Genomic DNA, 22,686 nt, shown 5'->3' with positions numbered 1-22,686 from the left:
AGGCCTGGTCCGCACTTCCCCCGCCGGACCGGGCCCCGGTTCGCTCACTGCGCGTCGCGCCCCGCGCGCCCGCGGCGGCGTAGCAGGAGCAGGCCGCCCGCGAGGGCGGTGATGCCGGTGGCGGCGGTCCAGGCGGGGACGTCCGAGGAGCCGGTGGCGGCCAGGTCGCCGTCCCTGCCGCCCTGCGGGGTGGGGGAGGGCGACTGCTGCGCGGACGCTGCGCCAGAGCCGGAGTCGGAGCCCGACGCGGTGTCCGCGTCGGAGCCGGACGCCGCCGAGGCCGCGGGGGAGGCCGCGTCCTCCGGCTTCGCGGACCGGTCGCGGGTGTAGGCCAGGGTGCCGAAGCCGAGTTGGTCGTAGCCGCCGCTGTTGGGGCCGTAGTCGCCGCCGCCGCCCTCCGGAGCGGCCTTGGCCGCTATCCGGGTCAGGTACGACGCGGACAGGCCCTTCCGCTTGGTGTAGTGGTTGGCGATCATGGCCCAGATGGGCCGGACCATGTTCGGGTCCACGCCGGCTGCGTCGCTCGCGGTCTCCGTGCCCGACCAGCCGTTGATCGCGCCCTTCTTGCGGGTGTTGGCCGTGTACGGCACGTCCCCGCCCAGGCTCCACTTCGCCACGTACTGGGCGCCCTTGAAGAAGCGGCTGTCGTCGTAGCCGTACAGGTCGATGCCCTGGTTCCAGGCCATCTCGCAGAACGTGCCCATCAGGCCGACGCCCAGCAGGGCGTGGCCCTGGTCACGGCCGGCCTCCACCCACTCGGCGAGCCCGTCGGAGTGCACGACGGGGATGGCGTTCTTGATCGAGCCCATGCCGTCGCCGTGCTTGAAGTACGAGACCGCGGTGTCGACCTTGGCACGGTCGTCGCACAGGATGCCGACGGCGAGGACGCAGGCCATGGCCGTCAGGTCCCAGTTGGCCCAGTAGTTGGAGACAACGGCGCCGTTGTGGTTCTTGAGGAAGTCCTCGCTGAGCGGAGCGAAGACGTCTCGCATCATCTTCTGGAACCGCGCCAGGTCGAAGTCGTCGTGGTCGCGGACGAGTTCGGCCGCGTTGGCGAACTGGTAGCCGTAGAGACCCGCCGCGAGGAACCGGTCGGCGGAGCCTTGGAGGCTGGTCAGCTTCGCCGACCAGGCGTTGCAGATGGCGACGGCGGTGTCCGCGTGCGCGGTGTCGCCCGTGACATGCCAGCGCAGCGCGTTCTGATAGGCGGCGTGGATGTCGTTGTAGAGGGTGGCGTAGTTCTGGGGCGAGCCCGCACCCCGGTAGACCGTCGCCTGTGGATTGGCCGTCCAGTTGGTCTGGGAGTGCCTGTTGGCGGTCAGTCTGGCGAAGCCCGCCTCGTACGGGGCCGTGCCCGCCTTCACCTTGGCCGCCATGCGGTCCAGGTCGGCCTTGGTGTGCAGCAGTCCGGGGTGCGCGAAGGCCGCGCCCGCCGCTGACGCGGGGGCAGCGGTGACGGTGGCGCCGACGGCGGCCGCGCCCGCGGCCGTACCGGCGATCTTCATCATGCTCCGGCGGCTGATCTGTGCTCTCACGTGCTCGGTCCTCAGGTCTGGGGGGCGTTCCGATGCGTACGAGTACGCACAGGAGACGCGACGGCCCACGGGCGATAACAGAAAAGTGAGCCGGTGCGGCGGGCCCGGTCCCGCGCCGGACCCGGTGGAGCGGGGATCCGAGGGCCGGATGCCCGTCACCCGCCGGAAAACTGGTCGCAACCAAATACCGCACGTCCATTGACGCCCCTCACACCTCACCTCTACCTTTCGGTCGAAGTTACGCACAGTGTTCGTCATTTCGGACATGGTCGAACATGCTGCCGCCGGAAGGGACTCCCGTGTTCCGCACACGCCATTGGTTCGCCCTGGGGGCAGCACTGCTGGCCCTGCTCGCGTCACTCGTCACCACGCAGCCCGCTGCCGCGGCGGACGGGCGGCCGTATACCAACCCGGTCAAGTCGCAGAAGGGCGCCGATCCCTGGCTGGAGTACTACAACGGCAACTACTACCTGATCACCACGACCTTCACCGGCGTGCTGACCATGCGTAAGTCGCCGACTCTGGCCGGTCTTTCCACGGCCGCAAGCGTCCAGGTCTGGAGCGACACCACGCCCACCCGGAACACCAACATCTGGGCGCCGGAGCTGCACTTCCTCAACGGCAAGTGGTACCTGTACTACTCCGCCGGGCAGTCCGGGGTCGCCTGCTGCGACTCCCAGCGCACCCACGTCCTGGAGAGCGCCGGCTCGGACCCCATGGGCCCGTACACCTACAAGAACCAGCTCAGCGGCTCCAACCTCAGCCCCGGCGGCTGGCTCATCGACGCCAGCGTGCTCAAGCACGACAACAAGCTGTACCTGCTGGGCAGCGGCTTCATCAACGGCAGCAAGCAGAGCCTGGTCATCGCGCCGTTGAGCAACCCGTACACGCTGGCGAGCACGACCTTCACCATCATCTCCAGCCCCACCGCGAGCTGGGAGACCTCGGGCGGCGCGGTCAACGAGGGCCCCGAGCCGCTGTACCGCAACGGCAGGACGTTCCTCACCTTCTCCGCCAGCTCCTGTCAGACCCCTGACTACAAGCTGGGCCAGCTGGAGTTGACCGGAAGCGATCCGCTGCAGGCGTCGTCCTGGACGAAGAAGTCCACCCCCGTCTTCCAGCGCAACGACGCGGCGGGTGTCTACGGCCCCGGCCACAACGGGTTCTTCACCTCGCCGGACGGCACCGAGAACTGGATCGTCTACCACGCCAACAACAGCACGAACGGCGGCTGCGGCAACGGCCGCACCACCCGCGCCCAGAAGTTCACCTGGAACGCCGACGGTACGCCGAACTTCGGCGCCCCGGTCGCGCTCGGCACCTCCCTGCCCGGCCCGGACGGCGAGACGGCGGCCACGCCCACGGCGTACACGCTGGTGAACCGCAACAGCGGCAAGTGCCTGGACGTCGAGGGCGGCAACACGGCCGACGGCACCAACATCTTCCAGTGGAGCTGCACCGGCGGCGCCAACCAGAAGTGGCGCATCGAGGACCAGGGCAACGACACCAGCCGGCTGGTGAACGTGGCCACCGGAAAGGTCATGGACACCGCGAACTGTTCCGCTGCCGACGGCACCGACATCGCCCAGTGGTCCTGGCTGAACAACAACTGCCAGAAGTACCGCCTGGTCCACACCGCCACCGGTGACTACGTGCGGATCGTCAACGAGTCCACCGGCAAGGTCGCCGACGTCGCCAACTGCGGCACCGCCAACGGCACCGACGTACGCCAGTGGACCTGGCTGAACAACAACTGCCAGCAGTGGCAGCTCAAGCCCACCACCTGATCCCGCCCCCACCAGGAGAACCCGACACCATGAGACGTCTCATCAGCCGCGTGCTGACGGCGGTCCTCGCCGCGCTGGCACTGCTGACGACCGGCACCCCCGCCCACGCCGCCGCCCCCGCCTCGCCCGCCGTGACCTTCACCAACCCGATCGCCACACAGCGCGCCGACCCGCACATCTACAAGCACACCGACGGCTACTACTACTTCACCGCCACCGTGCCCGCCTACGACAAGATCGTGATGCGCCGGGCCACCACCCTCCAGGGACTGTCGACCGCCCCCGAGACCACGATCTGGACCAAGCACGCCAGCGGTGAGATGGGTGCCCACATCTGGGCCCCGGAGATCCACTTCATCAACGGCAAGTGGTACGTCTACTTCACCGCCGGCTGGTCCAACGACAAGTGGAGGATCCGGCCGTACGTCCTGGAGTCCAGCTCCGCCAACCCGCTCACCGGCACCTGGACCGAGAAGGGCCGCATCTCCCTGCCGCTGGACACCTTCTCGCTCGACGCGACGACGTTCGTCGTGGGCGGCACCCGCTACCTCAGCTGGGCGCAGAACGACCCGGCCGTCGGCGCCGGCACCAACATCTACCTCGCCAAGATGTCCAGCCCGTGGACCATCAGCGGCGCTCCCGCCATGATCTCGCGGCCCACCAACGCCTGGGAAAAGGTCGGTGCCACCGTCAACGAGGGCCCGGCCGTCATCCAGCGCGGAGGCAAGGTCTTCATGACCTTCTCGGCCTCCGCCACCGACGCCAACTACTGCCTCGGACTGCTGACAGCCAACGCTACCGCCGACCTGATGAACCCGGCGTCCTGGACGAAGAACCCGAACCCGGTCTTCAAGAGCAACGCCGCGACCGGTCAGTACGGCCCGGGCCACAACACCTTCACCACGTCCGAGGACGGCAAGTCGGACATCCTCGTCTACCACGACCGCAACTACAAGGACATCAGCGGCGACCCGCTCAACGACCCCAACCGCCGCACCCGGTACCAGAAGCTGTACTGGAACGCCGACGGCACGCCCAACTTCGGCATCCCCGTCTCCGACGGCGTGACCCCGGTCCGCTTCTCCTCGTTCAATTTCCCCGACCGCTACATCCGTCACTGGGAGTTCCGGGCGAAGGTCGAGGCGAACGTCACCAACCTCGCCGACTCCCAGTTCCGCGTCGTCACCGGCCTCGCCGGCAGCGGCACCGTCTCCCTCGAATCGGCGAACTTCCCCGGCTACTACCTGCGCCACAAGAACTTCGAGGTGTGGGTGGAGAAGAACGACGGCACGACCACCTTCAAGAACGACGCGTCGTTCAACCAGCGGGCGGGCCTGGCGGACTCCGCTTCCGGCGTCTCCTTCGAATCGCTCAACTACCCCGGCCGTTACATCCGCCACTTCGACAACCTGCTCTACGTCCAGTCGGTCAGCACCACCCTCGACCGGCAGGACGCGACCTACTACGCGGAATAGCCGCTGACCGCCCGGCTCCTCAGGAGCCGGGCGGAGCGAAGCCCGTCGACGTGAAGGACGTCTTGTCCCGGGACGTCGTGCCGTCGGTGATCCACCAGTACGTGGGGTCCTCGCCGTAGAGCCCGAACGAACCGTGCCCGCCGATGTCAGGCCAACAGCCCGGCCAGGCGGCGCCATTCGGGGCGCGTAAGGGCCGACGAGCCCTGGTCGGTGACCACTTGGAAGGCCACATGATCCGCCCCGGCGGAGTAGAAGGCGTCGATCCGCGCGCGAATTTGGTCGTCGTCGCCCCAGGCGTAGAGCGTGTCGATGAGGCGGTCGCTGCCGCCGTCCGCGAAGTCGTCCTCGGTGAAGCCGAACCGCAGGAAGCTGTTGGTGTAGTTCGGCAGGGAGAGATAGAGGGCGAGGCTGTCACGGGCGAGCGAGCGGGCGCGGTCCGGGTCGGTCTCCAGGACGACCTTCAACTCCGGTGCGAGCAGCGCGCCTTCGCCCAGGATCTCGCGGGCCTCCGCGGTGTGCTCGGGAGTCACCAGGTACGGGTGTGAACCGGCGGCGCGATCGCGTGACAGCTTCAGCATCTTCGGGCCGAGAGCGGCCAGTACCCGGCGCCCGGCGGGCACCCCGGCGGTGCCCAGGGCGTCCAAGGCGTCCAGGTAGTCGACCATGGACGAATAGGGGCGCCGATACTGGTCCGCCAGCTTGGCGTGACTCACCCCGAGACCGAGCAGGAACCGGCCGGGGTGGGCCGCGTCCAGCTCGGCGAAACGCGCGGCGGTGTCGGTGGCCTCGTACTGCCAGATGCTCTGGATACCGGTGGCCACGGTCAGCCGCGATGTCGCCTCGATCAGCGGCACGGCGTGCTGCACCCCCGTGCTGCCGCCCAACCAGACGGCACCGAAGCCGAGTTGTTCGAGCTCGGCGGCGGTCTCGGCGAGTTCGCCGCGCTGTGACGGATCCTCCGAACGCAGCCCGACACTCCAGATGCCGTACCTCCCGACCGCCTCCTTGGGTGACCTGTCGCGAACCCCGCTCGTGATGTCGTCCACCATCGACTCTGACTCCCTCCGAAGGCTGTGCACTGTCGTACGAACGTGTCGCAGCACCCCAACCGATGACTGCTTTCGGATATTCCGTGATCGGGAGCGTGACGAGGCTCCGCCCCTAGTGTCCGAGGACGGAGCGGAGCCTCAACAGGAGCCGTTCTCAGGGAAGTTCGGTCAGGCGGTCCGTGCCCGGAGGGGCTACCGGGCTCTGGGCGGTGAGGTAGTCGGTCAGTGCCGCGATGTCGTCGCCGCCGCCGACGGGGTTGGTGCCCTTGGCGAAAGTGGTGAACCCGTCGCCGCCCGCCGCGAGGAAGGTGTTGGCGGCCACCCGGTAGGTTGCGTCGGGCTTCAGCGTCTCGCCGTTGAGCTTGATCGACTCGGGATCGATGCGGTCGCCGACGGGGGCGCTGCCGGAGTACGAGTACGTCAGCCCCCTCGAGACGCCGAGGATGAGGGTGGGCGCCCTGGTCCCGGAGTCGTTGAACTGCTCTTCCAGGATCTTCTCGATCTGCGCCCCCGTCAGGTCGACGGTCACCAGCGTCCCGGCGAAGGGCTGGACGGCGAAGGCCTCCGCGTACGTGATCTCGCCGGGTGCCTCGCCGCCCGTCGACGAGGCGTACACCAGGTCCGCCCGCACCCCACCGGGGTTCATCAGGGCGATCTGTGCCCCGCCTTTCTCCGGAGCCGCGGTCGCCGCCAGCTGGGCGTCGGCGACCAGGTTCGCCAGGTCGGATTCGGCGTCGCGCGTCTCGGAGCGGGTGATGTCGGCGGTGACCTCGCCGACGATCCGGTTGGCCAGGGGCGCCGACAGCTCCTTCCACTTGTCGATGACCGCCGTCTGTTCGGCGTCCTTGGCGCCGGTGCGGGTGACGAGGTGGTTCATCGCGGCGACCTGGTCACGTACGACGTCCCCGGTGCGGCGGTCGACGGGCAGCCGGGTCTCGGTGACCACCCGGCCGAAGGACGAGGCCGAGGTGACCATGCGCGGCTCGCCGTCCGGGTCGGGCAGCGAGCAGATGTACGGCTGGTGGGTGTGGCCGGTGACAACCGCGTCGATCGCGGGGGCCAGACGCTTGGCGATGTCGACGATCGGGCCCGAGATCCCGTCGCACTGGCCGTAGCTGCCGGCCTGGATGCCGCCCTCGTGCAGCAGGACCACGATCGCCTCGACTCCCTGCTCGCGCAGTTTGCCGGCGGCGGCGTTGGCGGTCTCCACCTCGTCCAGGAAGCGCACCGACTTGATTCCGGACTGGCCGGTGACCTCCGGGGTGCCTTCCAGGGTCATCCCGATGAAGCCGAGCTTGACCCCGTCCACCTTCTTGATCCAAGTGGGGGCCAGGAGGGGCTCACCGGTGGTGCGGTCGGTGACGTTGGCGGCGAGCCAGGGGAACTCGGCGCCGTCGTACGGCTCGTCCTTGATGTAGCAGCCGTCCTTCGGGTGGCAGCCGCCGTTCTGCATGCGCAGCAGTTCGTCGGTGCCCTCGTCGAACTCGTGGTTGCCGACGCTGGTGACGTCCAGGTGCAGTTTCTCCATGGACTCGACGGTCGGTTCGTCGTGGAAGAGACCGGAGAGGAAGGGGCTGGCGCCGATGATGTCGCCCGCCGCGACGGTCAGCGAGGCATCGGTGCCCTCCCGGAGCCGGCCCAGCCTGGCGGCGAGGTACTCCGCGCCGCCGACCGTGGTCGACTTCGGGTCCAGCTTGGACCCGAGGTTGGCATCACGGCCGGTGGGCGGTTCCAGGTTGCCGTGGAAGTCGTTGAAGGACAGCAGCTGGACGTCGACGGTGGACGAGGTCCTCGGCTCGGTCGGGAAGTCGTGGGTGTACGAGGTCCAGAGCTTGACGTCCTTGCTGTCCGTACGGCCGTTGCCGTCGAGGTCACCGGCGGAACCGGAGGCGGGAAGGGCCTTCAGGTCCCGGGCGTTCACGGCGCCGTCGCCGTTGACGTCCGGGGTGCGGGTGGCGAGGAGCCCGGGACGTACGGACAGCAGGTGGAACTTGGTGACGCTGCCGTTGAAGCCGAAGTTGTCGTCGGCGACGAGGACGAGGGAGCGGGAGCCGTCGGGCAGTTTCGGACCCCAGGTGATGCCCTCGACGTTGTCGGCATCGGTGCCGGAGGTGGTGAAGTCGTACAGCAGCTTCTTCGGCATCGGCTTCTCGGAGCCGGAGGTCTTCTCCTTGCCGTTGACGTCGGTTGCGCCGATGGTGCTCGTCCAGTAGAGGCGGATGGAGAAGCCGACGCCGGAGGCGAAGGACCGCTCGACGGTGAGGTAGTCGGTCTCGTTGATCGCGAGGATCTCCGAGACTCCCCGGTCGGCGGAGTAGGTGCCGACGGGGGCGGGCAGCGGTGCGGTGGGCGCGTCGGAGATCGGGTCGACCTCGTAGACGTGCTCGGCCTCGGCGGCACCGGTCTCGCGGTCCATCACCAGCAGCCGGGACGGGCTCTTGGCCGTCAGCCCGGCCGCGGGACCGTCCTGGACGAGGGCGTTCTCGGTGATGGTGACGGCCTTGCTGCCGTCCGGGGCGAGGGTCAGGCCTTCAAGGGCCTGGTTGTTGCGGACGCCCGCGGTGAGCGCACCGGAAGCCGACCTGACCGGTGCGTACGCCTTGGGCAGCGGCAGTTCGCGTACGTATCCGCCGGAAGCGGTGGCCTCACGGACGAAGGCCGGCTGCCCGGACGAGGAGGCGCCCTCGCTCGTCCACAGCAGGCTGTTGCCGTCCGGCGTCCAGCGGACCGCCTCGGGGTCGACGGCCTTGGCGGCGAAGGGTTCGCCGGTGGTGTCGTCGAGCACGGTCAGGGCGTCGAGGTCCGGCTTGTCGTGGGCGAAGGCAGTGCCGTTCAGTGGCAGGCGGAGGGTGTAGAAGCGTGCCTCGCCGTTCTCCGAGCGGTCGTCGCTGAGGGCGACGTACTCGCCGGAATCCCGGTCGTAGTCGATCCCGGACAGCCCACCGAACGGCATGCCGAACTCGCTCGTTCCGGCGGGCACGGTAAGGGTGTCGAGGAGTCGGATGCCGTACTGCTCGGCGGAGTCCGGGGCGGGCTCCGCGGCGAACCCGTTGGCGAGGGTGAGCCCGCCGAGGAGTCCGGCCGCGGTGAGGGAGCCCAGGAGCGCGCGTCTGCGGCGTGTTCGGCGTCTGTGTCGCATGGGCATGGTGTCCTTCCGGGAAGGGGCGGGTTGCGGGGGGCAGGGGCAGGGGCAGGGGCAGGGGCAGGGGGCGGCAGGCCAAGCCCTCGGCCGTTCATCGGGGCGTGACTGTGCCGGGTCATCGGGGCGTGACTGTGCCGGGCGTGGGGGAGCGGTCACGGGTTCCTGAGGTCCAACAGGCAGGCGGGACCCGGTGGTTGAGCGGAAGCGGGGTCAGAGCGAGGCGGCGGTCTCTTGCGTCAGGCCGCGGCGCTTGCGGCGCCACGCGTACAGGGCCAGCGCCACCAGCGTCATCGCGTACGGAATCGTCGACACGAGCTGTGGCGGAACGTCCATCGTGCCGAGCTGTACGGCGAGGGCCTCCGCCGCGCCGAAGCCGAGGGCGGCGAGGAAGACGCCCCAAGGCCGCAGTCCGCCGAGGAACACGGCGGCGAGGGCGATGAAACCGCGGCCCGCCGTCATGTCGCGTACGAAGAAGGACACGTACCCCATGCTCAGGAAGACCCCGGCGAGTCCGGCGAGCGCGCCGCTGAGGGCGAGTCCCGCGTACTGGACATGCCGGACCGGAATCCCGACCGACGCCGCCGCGTCCGGCATCTCGCCCACCGCCCGCAGACGGAAGCCGAAGCGCGTGCGGTAGAAGAGCCAGGCGACGAACGGAGCGGCGAGGAACGCCAGCCAGGTGACCATGTTCTGACCGCTCAGCACCTCGCCCACCACCGGGATGCTCTCGATGCCGGGCAGCGTCACCGTCGGCAGGCTGCCGCTCTTCAGGCCGGACGTGCCGCCCTTGTCGTCGAGGAGGGAGTAGACGGCGTACGCGGTGCCGCCGGAGGCGAGCAGGTTGAGGCCGATGCCCGCGATGATCGCGTCGGCGCCCAGCTCCAGGCGCAGCGCGGCGAGCAGCAGACCGAGGAGCACGGCCACCGCGACCCCGCACAGCGCGCCGACCGCCACCGAGCCGCTGTACCCGGCGACCAGCGCCCCGGTGCAGGCGGCGGAGAGCATCTGCCCCTCCAGGGCGATGTTGCTGATCCCGGCGCGCTCCGCGACCAGTCCGCCGAACGCGGCGAGCAGGTACGGGGTGGCGACCCGCAGCACCGCCGCGAGGAAGGCGCTGCTGAAGACGACGTCGATCACGGAGTTCACCGGACACCCGCCTGCCTGCGCGCGATACGCCGCTTGAGCAGGTCCGGCAGGGCTTGGGCGGTCACCAGCAGCACGATGACCGCCTGGATGACCACCACGATCTCGGTACCGACGTCCGTCTGCTGTTCCATGATGTCTCCCCCGGCGCGGAGGTAGGAGTAGAAGAGTCCTGCGACCACGACGACCAGCGGGTTGTTGCGCGCCAGCAGGGCGACCACGATCCCTTCGAAGGCGAGGCTTCCGGCCAGGCCCGGTTCAAGCCGCCCGTACACGCCCTGCACGAGGTGCGCCCCGGCGAGGCCCGCGACGGCGCCGCCGATGACGAAGCTCCACTCGATGGCGCGGGGCACACGGATGCCGCCGTACTCGGCGAAGTCGGGGTTGGAGCCGGTCATCCGGATGCGGTAGCCGAGCGGGGTGCGGGTGATGAGCAGCCACAGCGCTATGGCGGTGAGCAGCATCAGGAAGAGGCCGATGTTGGCGCGGCCCAGCGGGATGCCGAACCAGTCGCTCAGCGGTGTGAGGGCGGAGTCCTGCTGGATGGACCTGGAGTGCACCGCGCTGCTGCCGGGTTCCTTCAGCGGGCCGTTGACCAGATAGTCGTAGACGCGTACGACGATGGCGTTGAGCATCAGCGTGGCCACGATCTCGTTGGCGCCGAGACGTGCCTTCATCGCTCCCGGTACGAAGCCCATCCCGGCGCCCGCCGTGGCCGCGGCGAACAGGGGGACGAGTACGGCGGCGACCGGTGGCAGCGGCAGGAAGACCGCGACCGCCGCGGCGGCGAGCGCGCCCGCGTAGACCTGGCTCTCGGCGCCCAGGCTGATCTGCCGGGCGCGGAAGGGGATGGCCACCGACAGTCCGAGCAGGGTGAGCGTGGTGGCGTCCTCCAGCCAGCGGCCGACGCGGAAGGAGCGGTCCAACGGGCCGGTGAGCATGGCCTCGTACGCCTTCACCGGGTCGTTGCCGGTGACGAGCATGACGAGGAAACCGATGGCGAGGGCGGCCAGGATGGTGGCCAGCGTCATGCTGAGGTCGACGGCCAGGTCGCGGCGCCGGGTGACCCGGTACTCACGGCGGTCCTCGCTCTCGATCAGCGTCATGGGCGTGGTGGTCATACGGCGGACGCCTCCCCGGAGCCGTCTGGCCCGACGCCGTCTGACTCGACGTCGTCCGGCTCGACGTCGTCCAGCCCGGCCGTCAGCTGCTCCTGGTCGTGGTGCTCGACGCCGAGCATGTAGAGACCGACCCGCTTCTCGGTGAGGCCGGCTGTGTCGTCGAACCGGCCGACCAGGCGGCCGTCCTTGAGGACCAGCAACCGGTCGGAGAGGGCGAGCAGTTCGGTCAGGTCGGCGGAGATCAGCAGTACGGCGGCGCCCGCGTCGCGCGCGGCGACCAGCCGCTCGTACATGAACCGCATCGCGCCGACATCCACCCCGCGGGTGACCTGTGAGGCGATCAACAGCCTTGGCCCGGCGGAGAGTTCGCGGGCGACGATCACCTTCTGCATGTTGCCGCCGGACAGCGCGCGCACCGGGACGGACGGATCGGGGGTGCGGATCGCGTACTCCTCGATCAGCCGCTCGGCGTGCGTACGCACCGCTCCTGGGTGCAGGACTCCTCGGCGGGCGAGGGGCGGGCGGTCGTGGCGGTCGACGACGAGGTTGTCGGCGATCGACTCGTCGAGAGCGGCGCCGTTGTACAGCCGGTCCTCCGGTACGTAGCCGATGCCGGCCCTGCGGTGACCCGCCACGTCGAGCCCGGCCGTGTCGGTGCCGCCGACGCTGACCGTGCCCGTGGTGGGGCGGCGCAGTCCGGCCAGGACCTCGGCGAGCTCGCTCTGCCCGTGGCCCTCGATCCCGGCCACGCCGACGATCTCCCCGGCGGCGACGTCGAAGCCGAGTCCGTGCAGGGACTGGCCGGTCGGGGCATCGTACGCCAAGTCCCTTACGCGCAGGGTGACTTCAGCGGGGCGGGCGGGCGCACGGTCCACGTCGAGCGACAGGTCCCGTCCGACCATCATCGCGGCCAGCGAGCGTTCGGTGGCGTCGGCGGTGGCGACCGTCCCGACCAGGGAGCCGGCCCGCATCACGCTGACCTTGTCACTGATCTCCCGTACCTCGCGCAGCTTGTGCGAGATGAACAGCACCGTCATGCCGCCGTCGCGCAGCCGGCGCACGGCGGCGAACAGGTCTTCGGTCTCCTGGGGGGTCAGGACGGCGGTCGGCTCGTCGAGGATGAGGACGCGTGCCCGGCGGTGCAGGGCCTTGAGGATCTCCGTGCGCTGACGCATCCCGACCGACACTTCGTCCACCCGGGCCTTCGGATCGACGGCGAGTCCGGACTCCTCCGCGAGCAGGGCGGTCGTCTCGACGGCCGCCCTGGAGTCGACCAGACCGCGCTGCCCCGGCTCGACGCCGAGGACGACGTTCTGGGCGACGGTGAAGGACGGCACCAGCATGAGGTTCTGGTGGACCATGCCCACGCCCAGGGCGATCGCCGAGCCCGGGCCGCGCAGCACCCGCGGCCGGCCGCCGATCAGGATCTCGCCGGAGCTGGGTTGCTCGAGGCCGTAGAACATCTTCATCAGCGTGGACTTGCCGGCTCCGTTCTCGCCGACGACCGCGCGGATCTCGCCCGACGGGACCTCCAGGTCCACACCGCGTACGGCGCGCACGCCGTTGCCGTAGGTCTTGGTGACCGCGTGGGCGGCGACGGCCGGTCCGGCGTCAGCCCATGATTCGTTCATCTCGCGAGGCCGCTTTTCGGCTAGAAGGCGCTGGGGACCGTGACGGAGCCGGACTTGACCTTGTCGGCGGCTTCCTGGAGTTCGGTACGGGTCTTCTGAGGCACCAACTCCTTGAAGTGGTCGTCGTCCACGTAGCCCACGGCGTCGTCTGCGAGGCCGACGGTGTCGACGGCGCCGTACTTCAGGGAGTCCTTCCGGTCGTCCTGCGCTGCCTTGTAGAGGGCGTTGCCGACGTTCTTGAGTATGGAGGTGACGACGGTGTCCTTCTGGGCCTGATCGGTGAGGGTCTGGTACTGGTCCGAGTCCACGCCGAACGTGTACCGCTCGGCGCTGACGGCCGACTCGAAGGTGCCGAGCCCGGAGAGCCCGGCGACCGGCCACACCAGCGCGGCGCCCTGGCCGTACATCGCGGTGGAGATCTCCTTGCCCTTGGCCGGATCGCCGAACGGCTTGTCGCCGCCCACGTACTGAACGAGCACGTCGGAGTTCCTTCCGCCCGCTTCCTTGAATCCCGCCTTGAAACCGACGACGAAGTCCTCGATGACCGGGATCTTCACGCCGGGCATGACGCCGACCTTCTTCAGGGATTCGGCACCCTTGAGGGATTTCTCGGCGACGAGCTTCTCGGCGAGGAATCCGGCGAGATAACCGCCCTCGTTCTGCTTGAACGTCACGGAGTAGACGTTCTCGCACTTGTTGGAACAGGTGCCGTTCTTGCCGGTGTAGTCGACCGGGGCGTCGAAGAGCCAGAACTTCTTGTCCGGGAATTGCGGGGCGAGTTCACCGATGTAGTCGGTGACCTCGAAGGTGCCGGCCGCCAGGATGTCGTAGTCGTCGGCCGAGGCGGCGTCCTCGAAACCGGGCTCCCACTTCGTGCGGTCGGAGCCCAGCTCCACCACCTTGAGCTCGTAGCCGAGGTCCTTCTCGGCCTTCTTCAGCCCCTCGTAGGCGGAGTCGAAGAACGACTTGTCTCCCAGCCCGCCATTGATCACCAGTTTGATGCGCGGCTTTCCGGACGCAGCCGCTCCGGAGTTCTCGTCCCCGCCCGATCCTCCGCACGCGGTCAGTGCGATGGCCCCCGCCGCCACGAGGGCGGCGCTTCTTCCGATTCGCATCATCGATCTCCCGATCAGTGAGTCGCCGATCATTGCTGCTTGCCTTGGTATGCGCTGCGTTGACAGTAGGAATTGCAAAACGTTTTGGCTATGCCGCCGGGTTGCGATCTCATTTCCTCCCGGAGAAATTCAGACATCGCCGAGCAGAGCCGCCGCGGCGATGCGCACGGCCCGGTCGAAGCAGGTCTCGCGCTCCTCGGCGGAGAGGGCCTCTCCTGTGCGGACGTGGTCGGAGGCGGTCAGCACGGCGAGCGCCTCGCCGCCCTCGGCGGCGGCCACGGCGTACAGTCCCGCCGCCTCCATCTCCGTGGCGAGCGTGCCCCTGCGCTCCAGCGCGTCGAAGAGGGCGGGCCGGTCGAGGTAGAAGTGGTCGCTGGTGAACACCGGGCCGATGTGCACCGCACCCCTGCCCTGGTGTCCCGCACCGCCGTCCTGGTGCCCCGCCGCGTCCGCGGCCAGGCGCAGCAACCCGTAGGAGGGCGTGAGCGAGAGGGTCACGCCGTCCACGAGGACGCGGCTGATGCTGGAGTCGGTGTGCGCGGCCGAGGCGATCACCACGTCCCGCACGGACACCGTCAGCGGGATCGCCCCGGCCGTGCCGACCCGTACGATCCTGCGCACGCCGTAGTGCCGGAACAGCTCCGTCGCGTAGATCGACACGGACGGGATGCCCATGCCGGAGGCGAGGACCGACATGGGTTCGCCCCGATGGGTGCCGGTGTAGCCGAGGACGCCCCGGACGTCGGTGACCAGCCGGGCGTCCGCCAGGAACGTCTCGGCGATGCGCCGGGCCCGGCGTGGGTCTCCGGGCATGAGGACGAGCGGGGCGAACTCGCCGGGCGCGGCGGCGATGTGGGGTGTGCCGGTCATGGGGACGCGGGGCTCCCCGGCCGTCACAGGTCCGCTCCCGCGAGCCAGCGCACCAGTCGGTCCCACAGCTCGGCGTATCCGTCCCAGGCGAGGAACGGCGGCGGTGCCCAGTGCGGGGCCACGTCGGAGGTGAAGGCAGCGGTCCTGCCGGCGCCGTGACCGCCGACGACGAGCAGCGGGTGCCCGGCGCACTCGGCCAGCAGCGTCGCCCCGTGTCGCGGCCAGACCTCGTTGAGGCCGAGCAGTGCGGGCCAGGACCGCTCCAGCCCCCGTACGATCCCGTGGTCGGCGACCACCTTGGGCACGGCACCGGACGGGAGCTCCACCCGGTCGTCCCGGTCGGCCATCGACACCGGCAGGGCCACGGCGAGCGGCGACTGCCCCCATCGGGCACGGGCGTCGATGCCGCTGAAGCTCAGGTAGCCGCCCACCATCAGCACTCCGCCGCCGCTCTCGACGAACCCGCGCATCAGCTCCGACCGGTCCGGGGCGGGAACGGAGCGGCTGAAGGTCTCGGGCGGGAGCTGGAAGCTGTTGGCGCCCACATCGCTGATGACCACGACGTCGTACGCGCCGAAGCCCTTGGCGGAGTCCGGCACCCGGCGGGAGATCTCGTGCGCGGGGACGTACGTCACCTCGTGGCCGCGTGAGCGCAGCGCGTCGAGAAAGACGCCTCCGCCCTCGGTGTACTCCGCGGTGTGGAAGGCGTCGAAGCCCTTCTGATGGACCGTGTACGTGAACCAGGACTCGCCGACGACGAGGACTCTGGGCATGGCGAACCGCCTTTCGGACAGGGCAGGTTGGGGCCGCGGGGACGGGGACACAGCCGGTCGGCACGGCGTCCTTCGTACGCGCGGCGGAGAGCGGAGGGAAGGGGTGGGGTTCGGGTCAGCGGTCGGCCGGTGCCGTGCTGCCGCGCACCTTGAGTTCGACGGGCAGGGTGTGCCGGGACGCGGGCGGGACCTCGCCCCGCGAGACGTACTGGAGCAGTTGCGCGGTGGCGGTGCGGCCCACGTCGTACGCGGGCTGGTGGACGGTGGTCAGGGGCGGGTGGGCCAGCGAGGCCGCGCGGATGTCGTCGAAGCCGACCACGGAGATGTCCTCCGGCACCGACAGGCCCGCCTCCCGCAGGGCGGTGAGGGCGCCGAACGCCATGAGGTCGTTGGCTGCGAACACGGCCGTGCAGTCGAGGCCGCCCTTCTCGAGGAGTTTGGTGACGAGGCGGTATCCGGAGGCCTCCTTGAAGTCGCCGACGCGTTCGACGACCTCGCCCTGGAAGGCCCGTACAAAACCGTTCGCCCGCGCCGTGCCGCTCATCAGGGCGCGGGGACCGGTCAGCATCAGCGCCCGGCGGTGGCCGAGCGCCCGCAGGTGCTCGCCGACCAGCCGCCCGCCCGCCTCGTGGTCGGCGGTGGCGATGAGCGCGCCCTCCAGGCCCTCGACCTCCTCGTCGGCGAGCGCGATGGGGAACTTGCCCATCAGCGCCTCCAGTCTTCGCCGGGATGGCGGCGACCCCGAGGCGTACACCATGCCGTCGATGAACCGGCTGCGGATCATGCCGAGGTAGCGGTCCTCGCGGTCGGCGTCGAACTCGGTGTTGCACAGGATCAGCCCGTAGCCCAGATCGTGGGCGGCGTCCTCGGCGCCCTTGGCGAGTTCGGCGAAGAAGGTGTTGCTGATGTCGGGGATCAGCAGACCGATCACCGAGGTGGAGCCGGCCTGCAGGCTGCGGGCGAGCGATGCCGGGACGTAGCCGAGGCGGTTGACGACACCGCGCACCCGCGCGGCGGTCTCCTCGCTGACCGGCCGGTTGCCGCTGAGGACGTGGGAGACGGTGGTGGGGCTGACGCCCGCGGCGGCGGCCACGTCCTTGATGGAGGCGGGCCTGCGGACGGGCGACTGGCGGTCGGCGGTGTACGGCTCAGGGGTCATAGTGCTGCACCGCCCTTCCGTGGGAGGTGTCGAGGATCCGCGCCACCCGGGCGTCGGCCTCGTCCAGCAGCGTGGGCTCGTCCACGGTCAGCAGCCGTCCGTCGCACATCAGGACCCGGCCGTCCACGACGACCGTCCGTACGTCGCCGGCGCGAGCGCTGTAGACGAGTGCGGCGCGCGGGTCGTGCAGGGGACGGCAGTGCGCGCCGGACAGATCGGTGAGGACGATGTCGGCCCGCATCCCCGGCTCCAGCGCACCGATCCGGTCCTGGAGGCCGAGTGCGCGCGCCCCGCCGCGCAGGGCCAGCCGCAGGGTGTCGGAGACGGTCATCCAGGTGGCGTCCCGCACGGCCTGCTTCTGGGTGAGGGCGACGAGCCGGAGCGCCTCCCACACGTCGAGGGTGTTGTGCCCGGCAGCGCCGTCCGTGCCGACCGCCACGGTGACGCCCGCGGCGAGCAGGTCGCGGACGGGAGTCAGCGGGGACAGCGCGTGTTTGAGGTACACCTTCGGGCAGTAGGCCACGGCGGTCGTGTCCGCGTGCCCGGCGAGCAGCGGAAGGTCGTCCTCGACGATTCCGCAGCCGTGCGCGATCAGTGCGCCCGCGTCCAGCACCCCGGTCTCGTGCAGCACCCGGATCGGGGTGATGCCGCGCCGCTCCAGGCTGGACCGCGTCTGCTCAAGGTGCTCGGCGGCGTGGATGTGCGTCCGCACCCCGAGCCTGCGGGCGTGCCCGGCCAGGGTCCGCAGATCGGTGTCGTCGACGGTGTACGGGGCGTGCGGGCCGAGTGAGACGGTCACCCGGCCCTCGGCACCGCCGTGCCACTCCTCCGCGAACCGCACGGTGGACTCCAGGGCCTCCTGGCCCCGGCTACTGAAGTACGTGGGCGCGATGTCGGCGCGCAGGCCGGTCTCGGCGACCGCCTCGGCGATCTGCTCGGGGAAGAAGTAGTGGTCGGCGAAGGTCGTGACACCGGAGCGGATCATCTCGGCGCAGGCCAGCCGGGCGCCGGTCCGTACGTCGGCAGCGGTGAGGTTGCTCTCCATCGGCCAGACGCGGTCGTTGAACCAGCCTTCGACCGTCACGTCCTCGGCCGCGCCGCGCATGAGCACCATCGGACTGTGCGTGTGTGCGTTGATCAGGCCCGGAACGGCGAGCAAGCCGCGCCCGTCGATCACGTCCGACCGGTCGATCACGTCCGGCCGGACGTGAGCCACGGTCCCGGTCGGCCGTACGTCCTGGGTCGGCCGTACGTCCTGGATGACGCCGTCCGCCACCACGATGTCCCGCGCCTGCAGGATCTCGCACTCGCCCTCCGGCGGAACGCGCAGCACATCGCAGCCGGTCACCAGGAGGCGGCCCGCCGACGCGGGCGCTCTGTCGCTCATGGCGCACAAGCTAGATATCCAAAACGTTTTGCACAACAGTTTCCCCGTATGGCCCCTGAAGCGGCCCCACGGGGCGGGTCAGGTCCCCAGTGGAGCCGCGAACGCCGACTGCGGGGCCGGGGCCGTGTCCGGTGTCGTGGTCGGCAGGGGCAGGGGCAGGAGCGCGTCCAGGGTGTTGCCCGCCAGCAGGAGGTCCTGGAGACGGCGCAGCGCGGCGATGACCGTGTCCTGCTTGATGTCGACGTCCCGCGTGGTGAGCGAGGAGCCGGCGGGTATGTCGCGGAGCACTCGCGCGCCCGCGGCCAGGCCCAGGGGGACCATGCCCTCGGCGGCCGCCGTCGCGGCGTGGTCCGTCACGCCGTACACCGAGCTGCCGCCGATGCCGTCGAGGAGTTCACCGGCGCGCAGATCGCGCTTGGCGCAGGCGACGACCTCCGCGGTCCAGGTCGTCGGGGCGAGGCTCGGCCGCCTGGTCAGGACGGCTTCGGCGATGGTCAGCGGCGCTTCGACGCTTGCGAGGTGGTACGGCCGGTAGAAGGTGTAGTAGGGGCCGGAGCCCATGCTCAGGTAGTCCATCTCCGCCACCACCACCGGGTCGTCGCACTTCGCCACGACGAACACTCCTGGTGCCACCGGGCCGGTGCAGTAGTCGACGACCCCGGCGGCGTCGAGGATGCCGCCGTCGGCCTTCGGCCGGAACACCTCGGCGAGTTCGGGCACCGTCGTCCTCGGACCGTGGAAGCCGCGGCGGCTCACCCCCAACCCGGTGGCGTTGGCGAGGGCGGCCATCTCGATCATGGTCTTCGAGCCGTCGACGAAGCTCGTCAGCATCTTCGGGTTCATGTGCTTGGCCGCCGCCTGCGCGGCAAGGCCGTCCGGTGTGGCAGTCGGGTCGAGCGGGTTGTTCTTGCCCTTGCCGGCACAGGTGACCGTGAGGCCGAGATCGAGTGCGTAGTCCACCAGCCGCTTGCACTCGACCGGTTCGTCGCCGCGGCAGACGGTGTAGACGCGGCCCATTCTGCGGGCCAGCGCGGACAGGAGCAGGCCGACGGTCACATCGGTCTCCACGTTGAGCAGGGCGATGTCCTTGCCGCTCAGCAGACCGTTCAGAGCCACGGCCGCACCGACCTCGGGGACCCCGCTGGCCTCGACGATGATGTCGAGGTCGAGCCTGACCAGGAGTCCGGCGTCTTCGAGGGCCACCGGCCGGCCTTCGACGAGGGCGGCATTGAGCTTGTCGACGTCCGGGGTGGACACCACGTTCTCGCGTCCGGTGCGACGGAACGCGGCGTCCGCCCGGCCCGGGGCGATGTCGGCGATCGCCGCCACCTCCATGCCGGGGATGCGGTTGGTCTGAGCGACAAGGCCGATGCCCATCTGCCCCGCACCGACGAGTCCGACCCTGATGGGCCGTCCCAACTGCCGCTGCCTCTCGATGATCTGCGGGAGATATGCCATGGCTGTGTGTGCTCCTCAAGAGATGTGGGGTGTGCGCGGCGGGTCGGGCGGCCGAGCGTGCACGGGCGGTGCCCTGTGTGCCCTATGCGCCCGGCCGGGCCCGCTGTACGAAACGGAAGAGGCCCGGCGTCCGCAGGCCGGACGTGACCGGCGCCTCGGTGCCTCCTGACCGCATCCGGCGGTAGCGGTCGCGGGCGTCCTCGAGTGCGCGGGCCGTGGCGGTGGAGGTGGCCCGGGACGGTGCGGTGCGCAGGTCTCCGGCCAGCCGAGGCCGCTCGCGGAACCGGGCGAGGACCGAAGCCCCCTCCATCACCAGGGCCCGCTCGACCACCTCGTCGGACGTACGCACGAGCAGCAGCACCACGGCTCCGCGCAGTCCGCCGGTGGCGCGGCCGGAGACGAGGACGACACCGGTCCGGTGCTCCTCGCCCGCAAGCCGGTTGACCGTCCGCATGTAGTAGCGGTGCTGCGCGATGCTGGTCAGCGTCGTCAGGACGAAGGCGCCGAGCAGCAGCAGTGCCAGGGGAAGGAATTCCATGTCTTTCCTCTTCTCAACGGCTCCGGTGATCCTGGGAGTTGTCAGGGCCCGGTGAGCGGCGGGAGCGGACCGCACGGGCGGCGGCCGCGTTGCGTATGCGTTCCGGGTTCCGGCCGCGCAGCCGGACGGCCCCGCAGTCAGGGCACATCGAGGCCGTCACTTCCGTGGTCACCTCGGTGGTCCCGAGGCGGTACGCGAAACGGGGGGAGCCGAGAAGGGGCAGCGCCATCGATCCCTCGACCAGTGTTCCGCCGCAGTCACCGCAGAGGTCCTGGCCCTGGTCTTCGTGTTCCTGGCTGTGCATCGTTCTGCCCCTCCACGGCTCCGCCGTCGTGTGTCGTCGTCAGGCTCGTACGAGCTTGAGCTCGGCTCCCGGCTCCGGGACGTCGAGCGGACCTTTCGCGTGCAGGGCCCCGGGCAGCAGCCCGGCGGCCGGATCGGGATCGGTGTAGACGACCAGGTGACCGAGCTGGAGCAGGTTCTCGTGGGCCCGCTCGCCCACGGCGGTCAGGGTCATCCGGGTCTCGCCGAGCCAGAGTTCGTCACCCGGCCGCATCTGCAGCACGGGATCGTCGGAGGGCCGATGCACGACGCTCAGGCTCTCCAGATCGCCGGGCAACGGCTCGCCGAAGAGGATGAGGACACCGCCGCGGATGAGTTCCTCGGCCTCGTCACCTATACGCAGGACCGTGCTCTGGTAGTAGGGCTCGCTCATCAGTACATCCCGAAGCTTGCGAGCCAGGCGAGGATCACCGCGAGGGGCGAGGTGATCAGGCGGCTGAGCAGCACCGCCGGGGTTCCCACCGCCACCGTTTCGGGTTTCGCCTCGCCGAGGGCGAGGCCGACGGGGATGAAGTCGCAGCCGACCTGGCCGTTGATGGCGAACAGGGTGGGCAGGGCGTACTCGACGGGGATCGTTCCCGCGGCGATCTGAGTTCCCATCAGTACGCCGATGATCTGGGCGATCGCCGCTCCCGGCCCCAGGATCGGGGACAGGAAGGGCAGGGCCACCACGGCGCCCAGGGCGATCAGGCCGAAGGGATTGCTGGCCAGCGGCTTGAGGCCCTCACCCATCTTCTCCGCGACGCCGGTGTAGATGACGAAGCCCAGCAGCAGGCTGACGTACGCCATGAACGGCAGGATCGTGCTGATGGTGAGGGTGATGGCCTGACGGCCGGACGACAGCAGGGTGTTCACCGCGTAGCCGATGCCGGAGCTGAACTTGATGAAGGCATCGGACACCTTGGCGAACCGACCGCCGCTCTCCTCCGGTGGGGCGGGCCGGGACGGCGAAGCCTCGGCGTCCGCGTCGACGGCAGCCGAATCGGCGGCGGCTGCCGCATCGGCGGAGGGTGTCGTGCCGGCTTCGGCTTCGCCGTCCTCCTGCGCCAGTACGTCGTCCGGGGACACGGCGGAGACGAAGATGTCCTCGGTGATGAACTGCGCGAGCGGCCCGCCCGGAGCGCCTGGATAGACGTCGATCGTCGGGATGCGCTTGCGCGGGTACACACCGATCCGGGCGGTCCCTCCGCAGTTGATGACGGCGCAGACGACCTCCTCGTCGGGGACGGTGGTGCGGAAACCGTCGACGGCCTCGCCGCCGATCAGCTCGGCGATCCGTGCGGCGACCGGATGGATGCCTCCTCCCGTGACGGAGAGGACCTTGGTGCGCGTATCGGTACGGCGCAGGGTGAGTCCCTCGCCCCAGCCGCCGGATCCCCTGCGGACGAAGACGGACGGGTAGGTGCGCGGGTCGTGGTCGATGGTCGTCATCGTGTGCCTCCCGTCCCCGCGAAGGCGCTGCCGCCGCTGCCGGTGGTGAACTCCTCGTCGAAGGTGCGGAAGATCTCGGTGCGCCCGGTCCGTTTGATCAGGATCTGTGTGATCCGCTCGGTGACCACTCCTCTGATGAAGATGACCACGACACCGATGGCGAGGTAGTACAGCGCAAGCGGCACGGTGGACAGGCCCAGCTTCTGCACACCGCTGGCGATGCCCAGCCAGACGAACAGCTCACCGGCGTTGGCGTAGGGGAAGAACGTGGTCACGGGGTGGACGAAGGAGACCGCGGAGTCGTAGAAGGCCGGCTTGTACCGTTCGGGAAGGAACCGGCCGAACGAGTAGCACATCGGGTTGGTGAGCATCAGCACCGCGAGGACGGGCATCACGCTGTAGCGGGTGATCCACCAGCGTGAGGACCACTGGACAGCCCTGGTCACCCGCTTCTCGCCGATGAACGCGACGAGCGCGTACATGAAGGTGAGCAGCACGATCAGGGTGGGGAGAATCCCTGTGACCAGCCCGGTGAACTGCTTGCCGGCCTCGTTGAACAGGCCTATGAAGTGGGAGCCGATCCAGACCGCGGCGCGAACAACGGGATTCTTCTCGTCTTCCGGCGTCGATGCGGCCAGGGTGACTGCAGCGAGGGCGATCATCTCGGTCCTCCTCTCTCTTTCTGAGCGGGTTGGGAGGCGTGAATGGGCCCAGGGCTCGTGCTGGAGCC

The 22,686-nt window shown here is 69.8% G+C and carries 19 protein-coding genes; 2 read left to right on the top strand and 17 right to left on the bottom strand.

Annotated elements, in window-relative coordinates; genetic code table 11:
- Positions 1 to 44: 44 nt before the first annotated feature.
- A complete protein-coding gene (locus tag FGD71_RS27150) occupies positions 45 to 1,508 on the bottom strand; it encodes an alginate lyase family protein (protein ID WP_119103158.1) in 1,464 nt (487 codons plus the stop codon).
- A 302-nt stretch (positions 1,509 to 1,810) separates the two neighbouring features.
- Here FGD71_RS27150 and FGD71_RS27145 point away from each other — a divergent pair, with 302 nt between their 5' ends.
- On the top strand, positions 1,811 to 3,322 hold the full coding sequence (locus FGD71_RS27145) for a family 43 glycosylhydrolase (RefSeq protein WP_119103157.1): 1,512 nt from the start codon (positions 1,811 to 1,813) through the stop codon (positions 3,320 to 3,322).
- Between the two features lie 29 nt (positions 3,323 to 3,351).
- Positions 3,352 to 4,797 carry a family 43 glycosylhydrolase gene (locus tag FGD71_RS27140; RefSeq protein ID WP_119103156.1) on the top strand — a complete coding sequence of 482 codons (1,446 nt, stop codon included), beginning with the start codon at positions 3,352 to 3,354 and terminating at the stop codon, positions 4,795 to 4,797.
- Between the two features lie 146 nt (positions 4,798 to 4,943).
- Here the strand turns inward: FGD71_RS27140 and FGD71_RS27130 are convergent, their stop codons facing one another.
- The 16 genes from FGD71_RS27130 to srlA all read right to left on the bottom strand — a co-directional run bounded on the left by FGD71_RS27130 (position 4,944) and on the right by srlA (position 22,618).
- On the bottom strand, positions 4,944 to 5,846 hold the full coding sequence (locus FGD71_RS27130) for an LLM class F420-dependent oxidoreductase (protein WP_119103154.1): 903 nt from the start codon (positions 5,844 to 5,846) through the stop codon (positions 4,944 to 4,946).
- A gap of 154 nt (positions 5,847 to 6,000) precedes the next feature.
- A complete protein-coding gene (locus FGD71_RS27125) occupies positions 6,001 to 8,985 on the bottom strand; it encodes an esterase-like activity of phytase family protein (RefSeq protein ID WP_162931231.1) in 2,985 nt (994 codons plus the stop codon).
- 213 nt (positions 8,986 to 9,198) lie between these two features.
- Complete coding sequence (locus FGD71_RS27120; RefSeq protein ID WP_119103152.1) at positions 9,199 to 10,134, bottom strand: ABC transporter permease; 936 nt, start codon at positions 10,132 to 10,134, stop codon at positions 9,199 to 9,201.
- Positions 10,131 to 11,252 carry an ABC transporter permease gene (locus FGD71_RS27115; protein WP_119103151.1) on the bottom strand — a complete coding sequence of 374 codons (1,122 nt, stop codon included), beginning with the start codon at positions 11,250 to 11,252 and terminating at the stop codon, positions 10,131 to 10,133. The genes FGD71_RS27120 and FGD71_RS27115 overlap by 4 nt, the downstream gene beginning before the upstream one ends.
- On the bottom strand, positions 11,249 to 12,883 hold the full coding sequence (locus FGD71_RS27110; RefSeq protein WP_119103150.1) for an ABC transporter ATP-binding protein: 1,635 nt from the start codon (positions 12,881 to 12,883) through the stop codon (positions 11,249 to 11,251). Before FGD71_RS27110 ends, FGD71_RS27115 begins: the two co-directional genes overlap by 4 nt.
- Positions 12,884 to 12,903: 20 nt before the next feature.
- Positions 12,904 to 13,998, bottom strand: coding sequence for a BMP family lipoprotein (locus tag FGD71_RS27105; protein WP_240436788.1), 1,095 nt, complete (start codon positions 13,996 to 13,998; stop codon positions 12,904 to 12,906).
- A 129-nt stretch (positions 13,999 to 14,127) separates the two neighbouring features.
- Positions 14,128 to 14,868, bottom strand: coding sequence for a purine-nucleoside phosphorylase (gene deoD / locus FGD71_RS27100; RefSeq protein WP_119103177.1), 741 nt, complete (start codon positions 14,866 to 14,868; stop codon positions 14,128 to 14,130).
- A gap of 23 nt (positions 14,869 to 14,891) precedes the next feature.
- Positions 14,892 to 15,641 carry a glutamine amidotransferase gene (locus FGD71_RS27095; protein ID WP_119103149.1) on the bottom strand — a complete coding sequence of 250 codons (750 nt, stop codon included), beginning with the start codon at positions 15,639 to 15,641 and terminating at the stop codon, positions 14,892 to 14,894.
- Positions 15,642 to 15,756: 115 nt separating this feature from the next.
- Positions 15,757 to 16,800 carry a LacI family DNA-binding transcriptional regulator gene (locus FGD71_RS27090; RefSeq protein WP_119103148.1) on the bottom strand — a complete coding sequence of 348 codons (1,044 nt, stop codon included), beginning with the start codon at positions 16,798 to 16,800 and terminating at the stop codon, positions 15,757 to 15,759.
- A complete protein-coding gene (locus FGD71_RS27085; protein ID WP_119103147.1) occupies positions 16,790 to 18,187 on the bottom strand; it encodes an amidohydrolase in 1,398 nt (465 codons plus the stop codon). Before FGD71_RS27085 ends, FGD71_RS27090 begins: the two co-directional genes overlap by 11 nt.
- A gap of 78 nt (positions 18,188 to 18,265) precedes the next feature.
- The gene (locus tag FGD71_RS27080; protein ID WP_119103146.1) at positions 18,266 to 19,645 is read right to left on the bottom strand and encodes an NAD(P)H-dependent oxidoreductase; all 1,380 of its coding nucleotides are present in this window, start codon (positions 19,643 to 19,645) and stop codon (positions 18,266 to 18,268) included.
- Positions 19,646 to 19,727: 82 nt separating this feature from the next.
- On the bottom strand, positions 19,728 to 20,183 hold the full coding sequence (locus FGD71_RS27075; RefSeq protein ID WP_119103145.1) for a transcriptional regulator GutM: 456 nt from the start codon (positions 20,181 to 20,183) through the stop codon (positions 19,728 to 19,730).
- Positions 20,184 to 20,196: 13 nt separating this feature from the next.
- On the bottom strand, positions 20,197 to 20,487 hold the full coding sequence (locus tag FGD71_RS27070; protein ID WP_119103144.1) for a hypothetical protein: 291 nt from the start codon (positions 20,485 to 20,487) through the stop codon (positions 20,197 to 20,199).
- A gap of 39 nt (positions 20,488 to 20,526) precedes the next feature.
- Positions 20,527 to 20,898: a PTS glucitol/sorbitol transporter subunit IIA gene (locus FGD71_RS27065; protein ID WP_119103143.1), complete on the bottom strand. Its 372-nt coding sequence runs from the start codon at positions 20,896 to 20,898 to the stop codon at positions 20,527 to 20,529.
- Entirely contained in the window at positions 20,898 to 21,956 is a 1,059-nt protein-coding gene (gene srlE / locus FGD71_RS27060) for a PTS glucitol/sorbitol transporter subunit IIB (protein ID WP_119103142.1), read from the bottom strand. The genes FGD71_RS27065 and srlE overlap by 1 nt, the downstream gene beginning before the upstream one ends.
- Positions 21,953 to 22,618: a PTS glucitol/sorbitol transporter subunit IIC gene (srlA, locus tag FGD71_RS27055; RefSeq protein WP_119103141.1), complete on the bottom strand. Its 666-nt coding sequence runs from the start codon at positions 22,616 to 22,618 to the stop codon at positions 21,953 to 21,955. The genes srlE and srlA overlap by 4 nt, the downstream gene beginning before the upstream one ends.
- Positions 22,619 to 22,686: the final 68 nt, after the last annotated feature.

Origin of the sequence: Streptomyces sporangiiformans (assembly GCF_005768555.2) — a bacterium.
Classification (GTDB): domain Bacteria; phylum Actinomycetota; class Actinomycetes; order Streptomycetales; family Streptomycetaceae; genus Streptomyces; species Streptomyces sporangiiformans.
The sequence above is the reverse complement of the archived record's forward strand: the minus strand, read 5'-3'. Positions and strand labels throughout refer to the sequence as shown.

Coding starts and splice junctions, on each gene's coding strand:
- FGD71_RS27150 (WP_119103158.1), bottom strand. CDS start 1,508: ATGATGAAGATCGCCGGTACGGCCGCGGGCGCGGCCGCCGTCGGCGCC.
- FGD71_RS27145 (WP_119103157.1), top strand. CDS start 1,811: ATGCTGCCGCCGGAAGGGACTCCCGTGTTCCGCACACGCCATTGGTTC.
- FGD71_RS27140 (WP_119103156.1), top strand. CDS start 3,352: ATGAGACGTCTCATCAGCCGCGTGCTGACGGCGGTCCTCGCCGCGCTG.
- FGD71_RS27130 (WP_119103154.1), bottom strand. CDS start 5,846: ATGGTGGACGACATCACGAGCGGGGTTCGCGACAGGTCACCCAAGGAG.
- FGD71_RS27125 (WP_162931231.1), bottom strand. CDS start 8,985: ATGCGACACAGACGCCGAACACGCCGCAGACGCGCGCTCCTGGGCTCC.
- FGD71_RS27115 (WP_119103151.1), bottom strand. CDS start 11,252: ATGACCACCACGCCCATGACGCTGATCGAGAGCGAGGACCGCCGTGAG.
- FGD71_RS27110 (WP_119103150.1), bottom strand. CDS start 12,883: ATGAACGAATCATGGGCTGACGCCGGACCGGCCGTCGCCGCCCACGCG.
- FGD71_RS27105 (WP_240436788.1), bottom strand. CDS start 13,998: ATGCGAATCGGAAGAAGCGCCGCCCTCGTGGCGGCGGGGGCCATCGCA.
- deoD (WP_119103177.1), bottom strand. CDS start 14,868: ATGACCGGCACACCCCACATCGCCGCCGCGCCCGGCGAGTTCGCCCCG.
- FGD71_RS27095 (WP_119103149.1), bottom strand. CDS start 15,641: ATGCCCAGAGTCCTCGTCGTCGGCGAGTCCTGGTTCACGTACACGGTC.
- FGD71_RS27090 (WP_119103148.1), bottom strand. CDS start 16,800: ATGACCCCTGAGCCGTACACCGCCGACCGCCAGTCGCCCGTCCGCAGG.
- FGD71_RS27085 (WP_119103147.1), bottom strand. CDS start 18,187: ATGAGCGACAGAGCGCCCGCGTCGGCGGGCCGCCTCCTGGTGACCGGC.
- FGD71_RS27080 (WP_119103146.1), bottom strand. CDS start 19,645: ATGGCATATCTCCCGCAGATCATCGAGAGGCAGCGGCAGTTGGGACGG.
- FGD71_RS27075 (WP_119103145.1), bottom strand. CDS start 20,183: ATGGAATTCCTTCCCCTGGCACTGCTGCTGCTCGGCGCCTTCGTCCTG.
- FGD71_RS27070 (WP_119103144.1), bottom strand. CDS start 20,487: ATGCACAGCCAGGAACACGAAGACCAGGGCCAGGACCTCTGCGGTGAC.
- FGD71_RS27065 (WP_119103143.1), bottom strand. CDS start 20,898: ATGAGCGAGCCCTACTACCAGAGCACGGTCCTGCGTATAGGTGACGAG.
- srlE (WP_119103142.1), bottom strand. CDS start 21,956: ATGACGACCATCGACCACGACCCGCGCACCTACCCGTCCGTCTTCGTC.
- srlA (WP_119103141.1), bottom strand. CDS start 22,618: ATGATCGCCCTCGCTGCAGTCACCCTGGCCGCATCGACGCCGGAAGAC.